The organism is Enterococcus sp. VV15, from assembly GCF_005236045.1.
Classification (GTDB): Bacteria; Bacillota; Bacilli; order Lactobacillales; family Enterococcaceae; genus Enterococcus_B; species Enterococcus_B durans.
Window position 1 is genome coordinate 1 of the sequence record NZ_QPTY01000007.1, and the last position, 16,601, is coordinate 16,601.

The following is a 16,601-nucleotide window of genomic DNA, read 5'->3' on the forward strand; positions in this document are numbered from 1 at the left end:
TTCCATTCTTTGCAAGTAAAATGATAAAAAGATTCTTCTTTTTCTAAATAACGAGGATGGGACCTCATAGTGATTTTAATACCATTATATGTTAGTCCCTGCTTGATTTCTTTTCTATATAAATCATATAAAAAATTTTGATAAATCTATTCAAAGGATCAAATTTAAACCATAATTGTGTTTTTCCTTCCATCAGCATAAAAGATCACCTCGAAAAGAGTATACGAACAAACGTTTTTTTGTAAAGGTGGAATTTATTATACTAAATAAATAGGTGAACAAGTACTTGTGCCAAATTATGTGCCAAAAAAAATCGAATTTAATAAAACACAAACAAAAAGGAATCCTATTATGATAACATTTCTTATAATAACAAACACAACAGAAGACGTGTAATAGTTAGTCAGGAACGTATAAATAACCCCTGTATCCATTGTGGTACAGGGGGTTGCTTTGTACTTATACAAAACTAGTTGTCATTTCATATAAAGTAGTGAACAGTATCGATGTTTTATCTTGAGTCACCACTTCTCATAGAGGAAGTAAACGAAACACCTCGATACATAAACTGTACTTGGTAGATAAAAACCAACCATAAAATATCAACCTGCTACATGCGTATGCTTCACTCGCCATTGTTCCAATTTGATGTTTAACCAAAAACCGTAAATTCCCAGCGTGATAAATGTCAGTAATAACCACTTAATCCAATTTCCAAATAATTGCATTGCTGTACCATCGAAATACAGTCTTTTTCCATTGATCACTGTGTGTTTGATCTTCCAATTATACAGCAAGCAAATTCCCCACGGTGCACAGATGCCGAAAGTACACACGGTAATCAAAGTAGCTAGAATCGATGTGCCGATATACGTCACCAATCCGCCATCAAAATACGAGTTTTTCATTTCTAATTCCTCTTTTCTAGGTTGGATTTTTTCGTAAAGAATCTGTATAACAAGAACAGTCTGCCAGTTCGAGTACGGCTTTTTTTGGTTCCATGAAAAAACTTGGTAAGCTTAGGGATAGTAATAAGTTATTTTATCTTTCTTTAGAGAAGGTGAAAAATCGCTTTTTTCTCATTTTTGATAAAGTTGTTTTCATGATTTTTCGAGCACTTTCAATTGTAGAAAAATCAATACATCAAAGAATGTATTCGTAACTCAGTAGGTCTTAGGCTGTCTTTCAAATATTGCTAGCATCAATGTCATTCAAAAGAAATTTTCTCATGGATATGGATAAGATGTGCAGATAGTCAGAAAAAATAAACTAGCAATCACCACTAACCAAGAAAATTTCTCCTAGTCAGTGATAGTTGCTAGTTTTTAGGAAAAAATCTGATTTTATTCTTTAATGAAGTAGGGGAGCTAACTGATCATGCCCAATTACCATTTCGGAAAACGGGAACAGTTGAGCCATCCTCACGAATTCCGTCAATATTCATTTTATCGGATCCCACCATGAAATCCACATGAGTTTGACTTCGATTCAAGCCAGCTTCTGCTAGTTCCTCATCGGTCATTTCTGTTCCGCCCTCTACACTGAATGCATAAGCGGCGCCGAGTGCTAAATGATTGGATGCATTTTCATCAAATAATGTGTTATAGAAGATGATACCTGATTGAGAAATAGGAGAGGGATCAGGTACAAGCGCTACTTCTCCTAACGAACGAGCGCCTTCATCTGTATCCAATAATTTAGCTAATACATCTTGACCTTGTTCTGCAGAAAAATCGATGACTTTTCCATCTTTAAATGTGAATGTCATTCCAGAAATAGTAGTCCCAGCATAACTTAGTGGTTTAGTACTAGAAATATACCCATTGATCCGTCGGTAATCTGGGGCAGTAAAGACTTCCTCCGTTGGCATATTTGCCATGAATTTTTCGCCACGGGCGTTATAGCTTCCAGCGCCTTCCCAAAGATGATTTTTTGGCAACCCTATAATGATGTCTGTACCTGGGGCAGTATAGTGTAAAGCAGAAAACTGTTCTTTATTTAGCTCTGCAGCTTTTTGCGCCAATGTTTCATCATGTTTTTCCCAAGCTAATATTGGATCTTCTTCATAAACACGAGTAGTTTTAAAGATCTGATTCCATAAAGCATCGACCTGTTCTTCTTCAGGTAGATCAGGGAAGACTTTTGCAGCCCATTGTTTGCCTGCTGCTGCAACAACTGTCCAACTTACTTTATTTGCTTGTGTCGCTTTTCGAAGATTCGTCAAGGCTTTGCCAGAGGCGGCTTGAAATGTGGCTACACGATCGCTATCGATTCCAGCAAATGCTTCAGGATCGGATGAAACGACACTGATTCGACTTGCACCTTTAGCTACCCAATCGTTTGTTTGATCAATTTTATATTGAGGGATTTGCTCAAGACGATCATTTGCTGCATGAGAAAGAAATTCTTTTTGGATGACATCGTCTGTCCATTGAACGATGACTTCAGCTGCACCTGATTGATAGGCTTCTTTTGTGATCAAACGTGCTAGAGGAGCCTGATCAACGTTGATTTGTAGGACAACGGTATGGTCCTTTTTTACGCTGACTCCAGTTTCAACGATCAAGCGTGCGTATTTTTCAAGATTTTCATTAAAATTTGCTAACATAGTTTTTTTCCTCCTCATTATTTATCGGATAACTATTTGTATGATAACATTTAATAAAAGTATATACAATTTGTATAAACATGTAAATGTTAATTTCTTGTATAAAAAAATAGTGCTTTTTTTTTGATGATTGCTTTGATTTGAGTATTTTTGTAAATATTCAAAAACAAGTTGTGTATAGTAAAAAAAACATGTTACAATAAAATCAATCAATGGTGGAAGCGTTATAAATAATTTCAAGGAGATTAAAAAATTATGGCAAGAAAAAAGACGATTACAAAGGAGCAGATTTTGTCAGCTGCATATGAAGTGGCTACCACAGAAGGTTTTTCAAGATTTACTGCTAGAAATATTGCAAATAAGATGAATTGTTCCACCCAACCGATTTATCTTGAATTTAAAAACATGGATGACTTAAAACGGGCACTGTTTGTACAAATCTATGATTACTTAAAATATGAAGTGTTTCCTGTAGTACATACTGGGAATATGATTATTGATTTAGCTTATAACTATATTCATTTCGCTAATCGTGAGAAAAAACTATATAGTTCATTGTACTTAGAAGAATATGGTGGGGGAAAGGAGATGCAGGCTTTCTCTTATAATTATTTTGTACAAATGGTCAAGGCCGACCCCCAATATGCGTACTTGTCAGATGAACAAATCGAATCCTTGCATAATGGTACTTGGATTATTGCTACAGGTATTGCTGCCTTGATGTCCTCGAACATCATCCACCCCACAGATCACCAGATTGAAAAAATCATCCAAGACAATATTGATGCTATTTTGAATTTGAAAGAACCAATCGAAGTGGATTGATAACCATTTATTATGCCGTTGAAAATCTTTGCCAAGCGTACCCGTTGATTTCCGAAATTAAATGCTTCTAATGATAAAAAGAGCGCATCCTGTCACTTCTCTCCGACAGGATGCGTTCTTTTTATATTTTTGCTGCAAGTGCTTTTGCGAAAGCCTCAAGATTCTCGATGTCTTCTTCTTCAGCGTTCAGATCGACTTTGACATTCTCTGCACCTTTGACAGCACCAGTTTTGGCGAATGCTGCATCAAAGTCGTCCACCGATTTACAAAATTCATCATAAAAGGTATCACCTGAGCCGCACACACCATAGATTTTTCCGGATAAGTCTAATTCTTGTAAGTCTTCATATAGATCAACGATCTCATCTGGTAAATCTCCGTCATCGTATGTATAAGTGGCGACGACACAAATATCTGCATTTTCAAACTCATCTGCATCCACTTGGGTACACTCGTTGATTTCAACTTCGATATCTAAATTTTCAAAAGCTTCTGCTACGATATCCGCAATTTCTTCTGTATTTCCAGTCATACTTGCATATACAATTTTTGCTAAAGCCATGGGTTGTGCCTCCTGATTAATAAATGAAATGAAGTGTTCATTTTTATAAAGTATACCAAAACATCGAGTAAAAGAAAACAGAACTTAGCGATTTGAGAGAATCTGATTTGGCGAAATCCAAGCTACTATGGTAAAATGAAAAGGATTTGTAAAAAGGAGACGAAAGTATGATTACATTAAAATCAGCACGAGAAATTGAAACGATGGCAGAGTCTGGTGCCTTACTAGCGGATGTACATAAAAATCTGCGAGATTTTATCAAACCAGGTATAACAAGTTGGGATATCGAAGTATTTGTTCGTAATTATATCGAAAGCCATGGAGGAATTGCTGCACAAATCGGTTTTGAAGGATACGAATATGCAACATGTATCAGTATCAATGATGAGATTTGTCATGGTTTTCCACGTAAAAAACCGCTAAAAAGCGGAGATCTAGTAAAAGTCGATATGTGTATCGACTTAAAGGGTGGAATTTCCGATTCATGTTGGTCTTATGTTGTTGGCGAATCTACATCTGAAATCGATCGTTTGATGGAAGTAACGAAAAAAGCACTTTATTTAGGGATAGAACAAGCACAAGTAGGCAACCGTATCGGCGATATCGGGCATGCTATCCAGACATATGTAGAAGGGGAAAACTTAGCTGTGGTCCGAGATTTTATTGGTCATGGTGTCGGTCCTACGATCCACGAAGAGCCACCAGTCCCTCATTACGGTGAAGCCGGCAAAGGGTTACGCTTGAAAGAAGGAATGGTCATCACGATCGAACCAATGGTAAATACTGGGACATGGAGAATGAAAATGGATCCTAATGGTTGGACAGCGTATACAAGAGATGGTGGTCTGTCTTGCCAATATGAACATACCTTAGCAATCACAAAAGATGGTCCAAGAATTTTGACATCTCAAGGTGAAGAAGGTACCTATTGATCAATTAAATGAATAGATATGGGAGAATTTTATGAAAATTTTGGCAAGAATCAAACAGAATGAAAACTTGATGCGGTTTATTGAAACAACACAAAAACGTATCACTGATTCAGAGATGGGAACTACGTCTGTTGTTGTAGCGTATTACTTACTCCTATCATTGTTTCCCCTGATTATTGCATTCGGGAATATCTTGCCATTTCTCCATATCGACCAAGAAACAGTCTTGACATATGTACGAGAAGTGATTCCAGAGACGATCTATCAGTTTATCGGTCCGGCAGTTAAAAACCTGCTAACTCAAAGCTCGGGCGGACTTTTGTCAGTTTCTGCTCTGGCAGCTTTGTGGTCTGCGAGTCAAAGTATCAATGCACTGCAAATTGCCATGAACAAAGCGTATGGTGTGGAAAACAGAAAAAACTTTTTGATCGTCCGTTTTTTTTCACTTGTAGTGATCCTTTTGTTTATGTTTGCAATCAGCGGAGTGACGATCGTTTTAGGTCTTGGACAGTTGATTTTAGAAGCAATCCAACCTATTTTTAAATTTTCTGTGAACTTCATTGATCAATTCCAAACATTGAAATGGCCAATTACGTTGGTTGCTTTATTCGTTATTATGTTTTTGATTTATTTGATCGTTCCCAATGCGCAACTAAAGCTAAAGGCAGTGATTCCAGGAACGATTTTTGCAACAGTCGGTTGGATGTTACTCTCACAAGTATTTGGTATTTATGCAAAGTATTTCGCAACACGAGTCAGCGGTTATCAAATCATCGGAAGTTTTATCGTGCTGATGTTGTGGTTGAATTTTGCAGCAACCATCATCATACTTGGGGGGATCATCAATGCTGTTGTGCAGGAATACATAACAGGTAAAGAAGTAAAAAAACGACGAGATCCTACTAACAAATGGATCATTCGTTTGAAAAATAAATTTTCTCATAAAAAAAATTAGATATGAGAGTTCTTCTTGTCAAATGTATAGAAGTGTTTTTATAATAATTTTGAACTCTTAGATTAAAGTAGGTGCCGATATGCTTGTTTCATTTAGTATGGTCATAAGATTTTTCTCAACGATATTATTATCTTTAATATTAACTCCTATATTTAAAATCATTTCAGTACAAACAGGAATGGTCGATAAACCAAATGAACGACGCATCAATAAAGTTCCAATGCCTTCTGCTGGAGGCTTACCTATTTTTCTTTCATTTGTGGCATCGACGCTATTCTTTTTTCGTGATATTATTCCCAAATTTTATATCCTTCCTATTTTATTCGCTGCTTCAGTCATTATCATAACAGGTGTGTTGGATGATAAATTTGAGTTGACACCGAAACAAAAAAGCGTCGGGATATTATTGGCATCCTTGATTATCTATTTTGTTGCAGACATCCATATAGATTCGTTTACGCTACCGTTTTTCGGTTATATCGAATTAGGTTGGCTGAGTTTTCCAGTGACCATATTCTGGATATTTGGTATTACAAATGCAGTGAATCTGATTGATGGGCTAGATGGATTAGCAGCTGGGATCTCATTGATCGGATTGATCACGATCGGTATTATTGGGTACTTTTTTTTACATGCTTCTACGGTTTATATACCTATTGTCATCTTTTGTTTGGTAGCAAGTATCATTGGTTTTCTGCCGTATAATTTTTATCCTGCAAAGATTTATCTTGGAGATACAGGGGCACTTTTTTTAGGCTTTATGATGGCAGTTCTTTCTTTACAAGGATTAAAGAATGTGACGTTTGTTTCTTCTATTTCGTTATTGATCGTCATGGGAGTACCAGTCACAGATACATTTTTTGCTATCGTGAGAAGAAAAGCCAACCGTGTGTCATTTTCTACTGCGGACAAAAAACATTTACATCATCGCTTGATGAGCTTAGGCTTTACTCATAAAGGAGCGGTTTTAACGATTTATGCGATAGCACTGATGTTTTCCTTCACAGCGATGATCATGAATTACACTGGAGAACTAGGAACAATCGTTTTGATCATTTCTATGCTTTTTGCAGCGATTCTATTATTCGAATTGATTGGTCTGATCAATGAGAAGCATCAGTATATTCTTAAGACCTTGCGCTTTTTGGGTAATAAAGAATATCGGACACAAGTGATACAGAAATACAAGAAGAAATGGAATAGACGTTAAATGGAAAAAAGAATCGAACAGCCAATTTTAATCAGTATTGTGACGGCAAATAGCCAAAAAATCTTTCAGACCCTAGATACGCTTATTGCAAGTCTTGAGGATCAGCCAAACATCGAAATTTTGATATTTGATAATTGCTCTATGTCAGACTACCAAGAAAAATTAAAAGAGTATCTGCAATATCCGTATATCAAAATTTATTTCAATGCAGAAAATAAAGGATTTGGGTATGGTCACAATCATAACTTGTTATCAAGCCAATCTCCTTATGCAGTCATTTTTAATCCAGACGTTTTAGTCGAAGAACAAACAATCGTGGAATTAGTTCAACTTTTAAAAGAGCATCCAGAATGTGCGATGCTCGCACCTAAAATATTGAACGAAGATGGTACGACACAGTATTTGATTCGTCAGCGATTGGCTGTGTTCGATTATATCTTACGTTTTATTCCTTTCCACTTTGTCAAACAGATGTTTGACAAACGACTTGCAACGTTTGAATGTCGGGAATTGCCTGAGGACTCGAATAGCTATGTTCGCATGATCTCTGGGAGTTTTATGGTGATAGATGTCAAAAAATTCAAAGAAATCAATGGTTTTGATGAGCGTTACTTTATGTACTTTGAAGATAATGATCTCTGTTTAAAAGCCGAAAAGGCGGGATATAAACTCCTTTATACACCAAAGTATTCGATCATCCATTTATATGGGAAAGGCGCCCATCGGAATTTTAAACTTTTCCGCGTATTCTTGACTTCGATGGGGAAATTTTTCAATAAGTGGGGGTGGACTTTTTTTTGATGAAAAATCAATTATTAGTTGTGGTCGTTCTTTATCAACAAAGTTTGTCCCACCTGCCTTCATATGATCTTTTTTCCAAAGCTGTCTTTGAAAAAAAGATTCAACTCGTAGTGTATGACAATAGCGGTGAATCACAAACAGAGCCGCTTTTTGAGACAGACAATGTTTTGTATTATCATGATGGAGAAAATCCAGGACTCGCAAAAGCTTATAATTATGCGTTAGCGCATGCTAAAAAAGAGCATTCTTCTTTTGTTTTATTGGATCAAGATAGTCGATTAAGCGAGTCGTACTTTGATGATTTATTGCAGATTATTTGGGTAGAGGATCAAGTCGCTGCTGTCCCCATGGTTTATGATCATGGACGTCAAATTTCACCGGTCTATGCAGATCAGTATGTGAATCGCCAAGTCCAAATGGTGGATAAACCACAACTTGTTAGCGACCGATTGATGGCGATTAATTCTGGCGCCGTTTTTTCCATTGATTTTTTAAAAGAAATCGGAGGATTCAATGTTGATTTTCCTCTCGATTTTTTGGATCATTGGTTATTTTGGAAAATACACCAGCGAAAGAAAAAAGTAGCTGTTTTACCTCAGAAAATCGAACATGATCTTTCCGTACTTGATTATACCAAGGTGAACGTGAATCGATACCGCTCTATTTTACAGGCGGAAACTCTATTTTACCAAAATTATGATCAAGGATTACTAAAAAAACATCGAAAACAATTATTACTGCGTACAGCAAAGCAGTTTTTGACAGTCAAAAACAGAAAAATCTGGCGATTGACCTTGCGATCCTTTGCTGAAAATTGGAAGGTGTGAGTTTGTGCATTCAGTTTGTATGGCTACTTTTAATGGTGAAAAATATTTAAAAGAACAACTAGACAGTATTTTAAAACAGCTGTCAACCAATGATGAGTTGGTTGTTTCTGATGACGGTTCCACAGATGGCACATTAGCGATTCTAGCGGAATATGCTGAAAAAGATGCACGGATCAAAATTTTTGAAGGACCAAAAAAGGGTCTTATTGCTAATTTTGGTCATGCCATTGAACAGACGAAAGGCGATATCATCTTTTTAGCAGATCAGGATGATGTGTGGTTAGAAGGAAAAGTCGACAAAATAGCAGCGTATTTTGAAACATATCCAGAACAATTAGTTGTGGTTTCTGATCTCGTGATTGTTGATAGTGAATTGAATGAGCGTCACTCTTCTTATTTTGCGTATCGTCAGTCAAAAGAAGGTTGGCTAAATAATTTGATCCGCAGTCACTATATCGGGGCGGGCATGGCATTTCGCTCTTCTTTGAAAAAAGACATTTTGCCTATTCCAATCGATGTTCCGATGCATGATATGTGGATCGGTTTATTAGGTGGAAAACATGTCGGCTTTATTCGACAACCGTTGACACTTTATCGCAGGCATGATTTCAATGTAAGTGAAATCAACACTCATTCAAAGATTCGTCAGAAAATTTCTTGGCGGCTCCATTTGCTGAAGGCCCTTGTCAAAAGAAAATGGTTGAGACTTTGATAAAAGATGTATAAATTGTCAAGAATTTCATGACAAATAGATAGTTTGATGAGATAATAACAAAGTAAAATTCCAAATAAAAGGAGAACTTATATTCATGAAGGGAATCATTCTTGCAGGAGGAAGCGGGACTCGCTTGTATCCTTTGACTAAAGCAACTTCAAAACAGTTGATGCCAATTTATGATAAACCAATGATTTATTATCCAATGTCAACTTTGATGTTGGCAGGCATCAAAGAAATTTTGATCATTTCGACACCTCAAGATACACCACGATTCAAGGATCTGTTTGGTAATGGTAGTGAATTAGGCCTTCAGATCGAATATGCAGTACAAGAAAGTCCAGATGGTTTAGCACAGGCGTTCATCATTGGAGAAGAATTCATAGGTGATGATAGTGTGTGTCTTGTCTTAGGCGATAATATCTACTACGGTGGTGGATTATCCAAAATGTTGCAACGGGCTGCAGCGAAAGAAAGTGGCGCAACAGTTTTCGGTTACCATGTAAATGATCCAGAACGTTTTGGTGTCGTTGAATTTGATGAAAATATGCATGCTTTGTCAATCGAAGAAAAACCGGAAAAACCGAAATCAAATTATGCAGTAACAGGTCTGTATTTCTACGATAATGAAGTCATAGAGATTGCTAAAAATATCAAGCCTTCAGAACGTGGGGAACTAGAAATCACTGATGTGAACAAAGCTTATTTAGAAAAAGGCAATCTCTCTGTAGAATTGATGGGTCGCGGCTATGCATGGCTTGATACTGGGACCCATGAATCATTGCTAGAAGCATCTACCTTTATCGAAACAATCGAAAAACGACAAAATCTAAAGGTCGCTTGCTTAGAAGAAATAGCTTACCGCATGGGCTATATCACTAAAGAACAACTAGCTACGCTAGCTCAACCACTGAAAAAAAATCAATATGGTCAATATCTTTTAAAATTGGCCTCTGAATAGGGAGTCTTTAGTAATGAAAGTAACTAATACAAAATTAACAGATGTTAAAATCATCGAAATGGATGTTTTTGGCGATCATCGTGGTTTTTTTACAGAAAGTTATTCAAAAGCAAAATTTGCTGAATACGGCTTAGACTTCGATTTCGTTCAAGACAATCATTCGCTGTCAGCTGAAGCTGGCGTTCTTCGTGGCCTTCATTTCCAAAAAGGAGAAGCAGCGCAAACAAAACTGATCCGAGTTACGTCAGGGGCTGTTTTAGATGTAGTCGTTGATATCAGAAAAGGAAGTCCTACCTATGGTCAATGGGATGGATTCATCTTGTCTGAACACAATCATCGTCAGTTGTTAGTACCAAAAGGATACGCCCATGGCTTTGTCACGCTTACGCCAAATGTAAACTTTCTTTATAAATGTGACAACTACTATAATGCTGAAGCAGATGGCGGCATCGCGTTTGATGATCCGGATCTAGCAATTGAATGGCCAATCGATCTTTCAAAGGCAATCATGTCTGAAAAAGACCACAACCATCCGACCTTAAAAGAATTTGAAGCAGAAAATCCATTTGTTTATGGTGAAATCTAACATTTGACGAGGAGTGAGATTCATATGAAAAATATCATTGTTACTGGTGGTGCCGGCTTTATCGGTTCCAACTTTGTCCACTATGTGGTAAATAATCATCCAGAAATCCATGTAACCGTCTTAGACAAGTTGACATATGCTGGAAACAAAGAGAATCTGGCGGGACTTCCTAGTGATCGTGTAGAATTAATCGTAGGAGATATTGCTGATGCGACAATCGTTGATTCTTTAGTAAAAAATGCAGATGCTGTCGTGCATTATGCGGCAGAATCTCATAATGATAATTCTTTAAAAGATCCATTTCCATTTGTTCAAACGAATATCATAGGCACGTATACATTACTTGAAGCTTGTCGTAAATACAACGTTCGTTATCATCATGTTTCAACAGACGAAGTCTATGGAGACCTTCCACTACGTGAAGACTTGCCTGGTCATGGAGAAGGAGTAGGCGAAAAATTCACTTCTGAAACACCGTATAACCCATCAAGCCCGTATTCTTCAACTAAAGCTGGTTCAGATTTGTTAGTCAAAGCGTGGGTGCGTTCTTTCGGTTTACAAGCAACGATCTCAAATTGCTCAAATAATTATGGCCCATATCAGCATATTGAGAAATTTATTCCACGACAAATCACCAGCGTTTTAAGTGGCATTCGTCCAAAATTATACGGCGAAGGTAAAAATGTTCGTGACTGGATCCATACAAACGATCACTCTTCTGCTGTGTGGTTGATCTTGACTAAAGGAAAGATCGGCGAAACTTATCTGATCGGTGCAGATGGTGAAGAAGACAATAAAACAGTGATGGAATTGATTTTAGAATTGATGGGGCAACCTAAAGATGCTTATGATCATGTCAATGATCGCGCGGGTCATGATCTTCGCTATGCGATTGATTCAACAAAATTACGTGAAGAACTTGGTTGGAAACCAGAATTCACTAATTTCCGTGATGGTTTAGCCGACACCATCAAATGGTATGAAGACCATCAAGACTGGTGGAAAAAAGAAAAAGAAGCTGTTGAAGCAGCTTATGCTAAAAACGGACAGTAGATCCACTATACGTAGCTTGTCGATATCTGAGAAGATGCGGTTGATAACGTGAAAATATGTTGATTTACTTATGTATCACAAATTATAAAAGGGGAGCTGTGACAATTGTTACAGACCCTTTTTTAAAACGAAAAAAGAGGAGAGAACAACAATGATTTTATTAACAGGAGGAAATGGACAACTTGGAACAGAGTTGCGCCACTTATTAGATGAAAAAGGACTATCTTATGTATCGACAGATGCGAAAGAATTAGATATTACAGATGCTGAAAAAACAATGGCTTACATCACTGAATTGAAACCAGAAATCATTTTCCATTGTGCAGCATATACTGCGGTAGATAAAGCCGAAGAAGAAGGCAAAGAATTAGATGAAAAAATCAATGTGGATGGAACAAAAAATGTAGCGCTTGCAGCTAAAGCATCAGGGGCAAAATTAGTGTATATCAGCACGGACTATGTCTTTGATGGCAAAAATAAAGACAAAGAATATGAAGTTGATGATGCAACGAATCCTTTGAATGAATATGGTCGCACAAAATTATTGGGAGAACAAGCTGTCCAAGATATTTTAGATGATTACTACATTATCCGTACTTCTTGGGTATTCGGTATTTATGGTCATAACTTTGTCTTCACGATGCAACGTTTGGCAGAAACCCATGATCGCTTGACGGTCGTCGATGATCAGTTTGGTCGACCAACATGGACAAGAACACTTGCAGAATTTATGGTCTACGTGATAGAACAACAAGCGCCTTACGGTATTTATCATTTGTCGAATGAAGATAGCTGTTCATGGTATGAATTCGCCAAAGAAATCTTAAAAGAAACAAATGTTGAAGTGGCACCTGTCACTTCAGAAGAATATCCACAAAAAGCCGTTCGCCCACAATATTCTGTCATGAGTTTGAAAAAAGCAGAGGAATTAGGTTTTGTTATCCCTACTTGGCAGGAAGCATTGGAAAAAATGCTAGTGGCAGCCAAAAATAATCAATAGATATGAATGTTTTTCCTCATTATTAAAAGAAAAGAAACAAGAAATTGGAGAATGATATGGAAAAACAAACAAGAAGTGCACGACAGACATCAAAAAGAAAGGAACAGTCAGGTTTTTCTTTTCTTGATGTATTTCTAAAACTTCGATATTTGATTGGTCTTTTAGTCATCGTAGTCATTGTTACGTTCAATCTAAATGGCAGTTCTCTCGGCACATGGGATAAATATATCTCACAACGAGAAGATGGTAAGAAGACAGATGTGATTTTTGGCCAAAATCGAGAGGTGCGGTCAGATGAATGGTTAGTCCAAACGCCATTTTATCTTTCACAAGCTGAAAATGATTATCCCTTAGTAAATGATGATTATTCACTAAATGGTCAAAATATGATCATTGCTTATAATTCGCCAGTAAAAGATATCACTGTGATCGGCAAACCTTTCAACTGGGGCTTCTTTTTCCTTGGAAGAGATCGTGGGCTATCCTTTTATTGGGCGATGAAACTGGTTGTTATGGTGTTATTAGGCTTTGAAGTTTTAATGATCTTAACAAGAAAGAAAAAAGCATTGTCACTGATTAGTTCTTTTGCACTGACCTTTTCTCCAGCTGTTCAATGGTGGTTCATGCAGCATGTAGGTGATCTGATATTCTTCACTTTAGGTCTGATGGTCGCTTTTTACCATTATTTTTACCAGCATGAGAAGAAGTGGCTCAGGGCATTGATGATGTTGCTAGTTGTGATTTTCGGGATTGGGTTTATCTTAGTCATTTATCCAGCGCATCAAGTGATGCTCGCATATTTGCTTGTCTTTTATTTTGTTGGATTGCTGATCTACTACGGGAGAAAGATTACTTGGGATTGGTTCGATGCTGTTTTGATTATCGGAGCTGTTCTTTTCATTGGCGGGATTATGGTTCATTTTTGGCTCACTTCTAAAGATGCCTTGATGGCTTCGTTAAATACATTGTATCCTGGAAAGCGTGTTAGTACAGGTGGGAATTGGACAATTGGTAAATTTTTCTATTTTCTGACAAACTGGAAGATTCCTTTTAAAGACATCACTTTTTCTAATAATTCAGAAGTGGCACTCTTTTATCACTTTTTCCCGACCGTTTTTTTGGCTAGTCCATTTGTATTATTTGGCAAAAAAAATAGTGAACAAAAATTATTTGGTCGAATTTTGATGTTATTTTGTTTGTTTGCGATTTTTTGGATCACTGTGGGATTACCCAAGGAAATCGCTGAAATCACTCTATTGTCTTATGTACCAACGGCTAGAGCCTATTTAACATTTAGTTTTGCGGCTTGTCTACTGACGATTTGGTTTATTGCGTATATTTGGCAAGAAGATGTTATTCCAACATGGTATAAATTTATCCTATTAATTGTGAATGCAGGGATTTATACGTATGCATTGATGAATTCAAGAATGGCTGATTATTTTTCTGTCTTAGAAATCACTGCAATTGTTGTGTTGGGGACCTTGATGTTGGCTTTTGTCTTATTCCATCATGCTCGTTTGTTTTATCTCTCGTTTACAGCATTGATCGTGGCATCTGGCTGTTTCGTCAATCCAGTCGTAGAAGGCACAGGGGCCATTTTTGAAAAAACATTGGCAAAAGAAATCCAACAAATCAATCAGCAAGATCCTGGAAAAGTGTGGTTATCAGAAGATGAACTCTATAATTTTACGCCAACGTTAGGTGTAAAATCATTTAATACAGTCCGTTTTTATCCAGATATGAATGCTTGGAAAAAAATCGATCCAGATAAAGAGTACGAGAAATACTACAATCGTTATGCCCATACGCGAGCGTTTATTGCGAAAGAGGACACTTCTTATATACTAGATCGCCCAGATATGTTTTCTGTAACGTTGAATTTCAAAGATGCAGAAAAGCTAGGAATACACTACGTAGTAAGCAAGCGTCCGTTGACAGATTATAATTTGCTTGGTGAAGCACAATTTACTCAACTTTATGGTCCAGATAACGACGGATATAGGATATTTGAAGTGAATTATCCTGAAAATGATTTGAGTAATATCAATAACGCCACTACTAATAACGTAGTCAATTGGTAAGAACGGAGAAAATACAGCTATTACCCCCGTCCTAAACTGATGAGTAAAAAGCTGATTTTCCGTAATAAGACGGATCATTTATAGAAATAGGATGAACTATTTTTAAATGATCTGTCTTTTTTTCTTGGAAATCTATTGCTATTTGATCGATTGTTAAAATAAAACTTTTGTTTATTTTTTAAAAACAGTATAATCAAAGAGAATAGAAGGAGGGAAAGAAAATTCAAACGATAGTAGAAAAATTGATTAATAAAATGAGTGCATTACTGTTATTATTACTTGTATCAGCTATTTTTTTCATTTGGACAGTAGGTCTAAGTTTTCCTTCAGCTACCTTTTTGTATAACAATAGTTCATTATTAGTGACATACGGCATCTTTACTTTATTTACATTGAACCTCTACAAAATAAGAGGTTTTGACTTTTTCTATCTCGCAATCGCGATAATAGTTTATTTCTTTTATGCTCATTTTCGCGATGTTAGAGATAGTTCAATGTATATTGACTTATTGATCCCTCTTATTGTGGCATTAGTACTGATCGTGAAATGGATCGAATTTGATAAATTGGATCGAGCAGTTTATATGCTGGTTTTTTATATCTTTTTAGGCATTACTGTTTATCGCGTATTCACTGAAATAAAGGTTCCAGAAGGACAAAGTATCTGGACGCCAAGTAACAAATTGTCAGATATATGGATCAATACTAATACGATTGGCAGTTCGTTGATGATGCTTTCCTTATTGATCAGCAGCTTTGCTAGTTCATTTGAACGATGGTATGTACGCTTGCTAGGGGTACCTGCGTTAGTTGCGGGTATTTTAGGTATTTGGGTCTGTCAATCGAGAGGGGCATTGATTGCCATGATCGTATTTGTTTTATTAGATATCTGGCCAAAGCAATTCTTTAAAACGATCAAAGCTCCATTCCTAGGATACTTTGCCGTTGCTGTGTTGGCTTTACCACTTTCCTTTTTAGCTGCTGTTTCAGAAAAAGTCAATATTTTCACGGGTAGAGAAGAAATCTGGTTGAAATTTTACGACACGATCGCAGAAAAAAGCCAACAGGTTTGGCTTGGAATGAAACCATTTATTTTTCAACGAGGAACGCAATATTTGGGTAACCATAACAGCTATAATTCATTCCTGAACCTCTATGGATTAATAGGTGTAGTAATCGCAGCAATTCTGCTCCTCGTCTACGTTGGAAGACTAACATTAAATGGTGACTTATCAAATGGACAAGTTACCTTCCTGTGGGCTTTTTTTGCAGTGATGATGCAGTCATTCATGGAAGATACACTTACCTCATTTGCTTGGTTACCAATTGTCTACCTACTATTAGCGATGACCACTCATCGTTATGATCTACCGAAACAACAGCCTGAATTGAATGCTATGCCAATAGAAACGGAAGAACCTACGACATCAAGAGTTGCCCGTCACTATGAAGCGACGCATTAAGAAAATGATTCATAGCGTA

General features: G+C 36.8%; 16 protein-coding genes and 1 pseudogene. 13 read left to right on the forward strand and 4 right to left on the reverse strand.

Annotated elements, in window-relative coordinates; genetic code table 11:
- Positions 1-118 precede the first annotated feature (118 nt).
- The 3 genes and pseudogenes from DVW83_RS16090 to DVW83_RS04165 form a co-directional block, all read right to left on the reverse strand.
- A pseudogene (locus DVW83_RS16090) lies at positions 119-199 on the reverse strand (DUF5960 family protein); the annotation flags it as partial.
- A gap of 403 nt (positions 200-602) precedes the next feature.
- Positions 603-908: a DUF898 family protein gene (locus tag DVW83_RS04160; protein ID WP_104660363.1), complete on the reverse strand. Its 306-nt coding sequence runs from the start codon at positions 906-908 to the stop codon at positions 603-605.
- Positions 909-1,375: 467 nt separating this feature from the next.
- The gene (locus tag DVW83_RS04165) at positions 1,376-2,608 is read right to left on the reverse strand and encodes an aminopeptidase (protein WP_104660362.1); all 1,233 of its coding nucleotides are present in this window, start codon (positions 2,606-2,608) and stop codon (positions 1,376-1,378) included.
- A gap of 255 nt (positions 2,609-2,863) precedes the next feature.
- Between DVW83_RS04165 and DVW83_RS04170 the strand changes: the two genes are divergently transcribed.
- Positions 2,864-3,433: a TetR/AcrR family transcriptional regulator gene (locus DVW83_RS04170; protein WP_104660361.1), complete on the forward strand. Its 570-nt coding sequence runs from the start codon at positions 2,864-2,866 to the stop codon at positions 3,431-3,433.
- Between the two features lie 121 nt (positions 3,434-3,554).
- Here DVW83_RS04170 and DVW83_RS04175 read toward each other — a convergent pair whose 3' ends face one another.
- Complete coding sequence (locus DVW83_RS04175) at positions 3,555-3,995, reverse strand: flavodoxin (RefSeq protein ID WP_104660360.1); 441 nt, start codon at positions 3,993-3,995, stop codon at positions 3,555-3,557.
- Positions 3,996-4,162: 167 nt separating this feature from the next.
- Between DVW83_RS04175 and map the strand changes: the two genes are divergently transcribed.
- From map to DVW83_RS04235, 12 genes are all read left to right on the forward strand, one after another.
- The gene (gene map / locus DVW83_RS04180; protein ID WP_104660359.1) at positions 4,163-4,927 is read left to right on the forward strand and encodes a type I methionyl aminopeptidase; all 765 of its coding nucleotides are present in this window, start codon (positions 4,163-4,165) and stop codon (positions 4,925-4,927) included.
- Positions 4,928-4,958: 31 nt separating this feature from the next.
- Positions 4,959-5,882, forward strand: a complete 924-nt coding sequence (locus DVW83_RS04185; protein ID WP_104660358.1) for a YihY/virulence factor BrkB family protein — start codon at positions 4,959-4,961, stop codon at positions 5,880-5,882.
- A 79-nt stretch (positions 5,883-5,961) separates the two neighbouring features.
- A complete protein-coding gene (locus DVW83_RS04190) occupies positions 5,962-7,092 on the forward strand; it encodes a glycosyltransferase family 4 protein (protein ID WP_005880987.1) in 1,131 nt (376 codons plus the stop codon).
- Positions 7,093-7,893, forward strand: a complete 801-nt coding sequence (locus tag DVW83_RS04195; RefSeq protein WP_104660357.1) for a glycosyltransferase family 2 protein — start codon at positions 7,093-7,095, stop codon at positions 7,891-7,893.
- Positions 7,893-8,720 (forward strand): glycosyltransferase, encoded by an 828-nt coding sequence (locus DVW83_RS04200; RefSeq protein WP_104660356.1) that lies wholly within the window; start codon positions 7,893-7,895, stop codon positions 8,718-8,720. The genes DVW83_RS04195 and DVW83_RS04200 overlap by 1 nt, the downstream gene beginning before the upstream one ends.
- A gap of 4 nt (positions 8,721-8,724) precedes the next feature.
- The gene (locus DVW83_RS04205; protein ID WP_104660355.1) at positions 8,725-9,432 is read left to right on the forward strand and encodes a glycosyltransferase family 2 protein; all 708 of its coding nucleotides are present in this window, start codon (positions 8,725-8,727) and stop codon (positions 9,430-9,432) included.
- Positions 9,433-9,529: 97 nt separating this feature from the next.
- Complete coding sequence (rfbA, locus tag DVW83_RS04210; protein ID WP_137239070.1) at positions 9,530-10,396, forward strand: glucose-1-phosphate thymidylyltransferase RfbA; 867 nt, start codon at positions 9,530-9,532, stop codon at positions 10,394-10,396.
- A 13-nt stretch (positions 10,397-10,409) separates the two neighbouring features.
- Positions 10,410-10,982, forward strand: coding sequence for a dTDP-4-dehydrorhamnose 3,5-epimerase (rfbC, locus tag DVW83_RS04215; RefSeq protein WP_005880979.1), 573 nt, complete (start codon positions 10,410-10,412; stop codon positions 10,980-10,982).
- Between the two features lie 24 nt (positions 10,983-11,006).
- A complete protein-coding gene (gene rfbB / locus DVW83_RS04220) occupies positions 11,007-12,035 on the forward strand; it encodes a dTDP-glucose 4,6-dehydratase (RefSeq protein ID WP_104660353.1) in 1,029 nt (342 codons plus the stop codon).
- 151 nt (positions 12,036-12,186) lie between these two features.
- Complete coding sequence (gene rfbD / locus DVW83_RS04225; RefSeq protein ID WP_104660352.1) at positions 12,187-13,035, forward strand: dTDP-4-dehydrorhamnose reductase; 849 nt, start codon at positions 12,187-12,189, stop codon at positions 13,033-13,035.
- A 56-nt stretch (positions 13,036-13,091) separates the two neighbouring features.
- Complete coding sequence (locus DVW83_RS04230; RefSeq protein ID WP_104660351.1) at positions 13,092-15,119, forward strand: DUF7657 domain-containing protein; 2,028 nt, start codon at positions 13,092-13,094, stop codon at positions 15,117-15,119.
- Positions 15,120-15,340: 221 nt separating this feature from the next.
- Entirely contained in the window at positions 15,341-16,582 is a 1,242-nt protein-coding gene (locus DVW83_RS04235) for an EpaQ family protein (protein WP_258078931.1), read from the forward strand.
- Positions 16,583-16,601 lie beyond the last annotated feature (19 nt).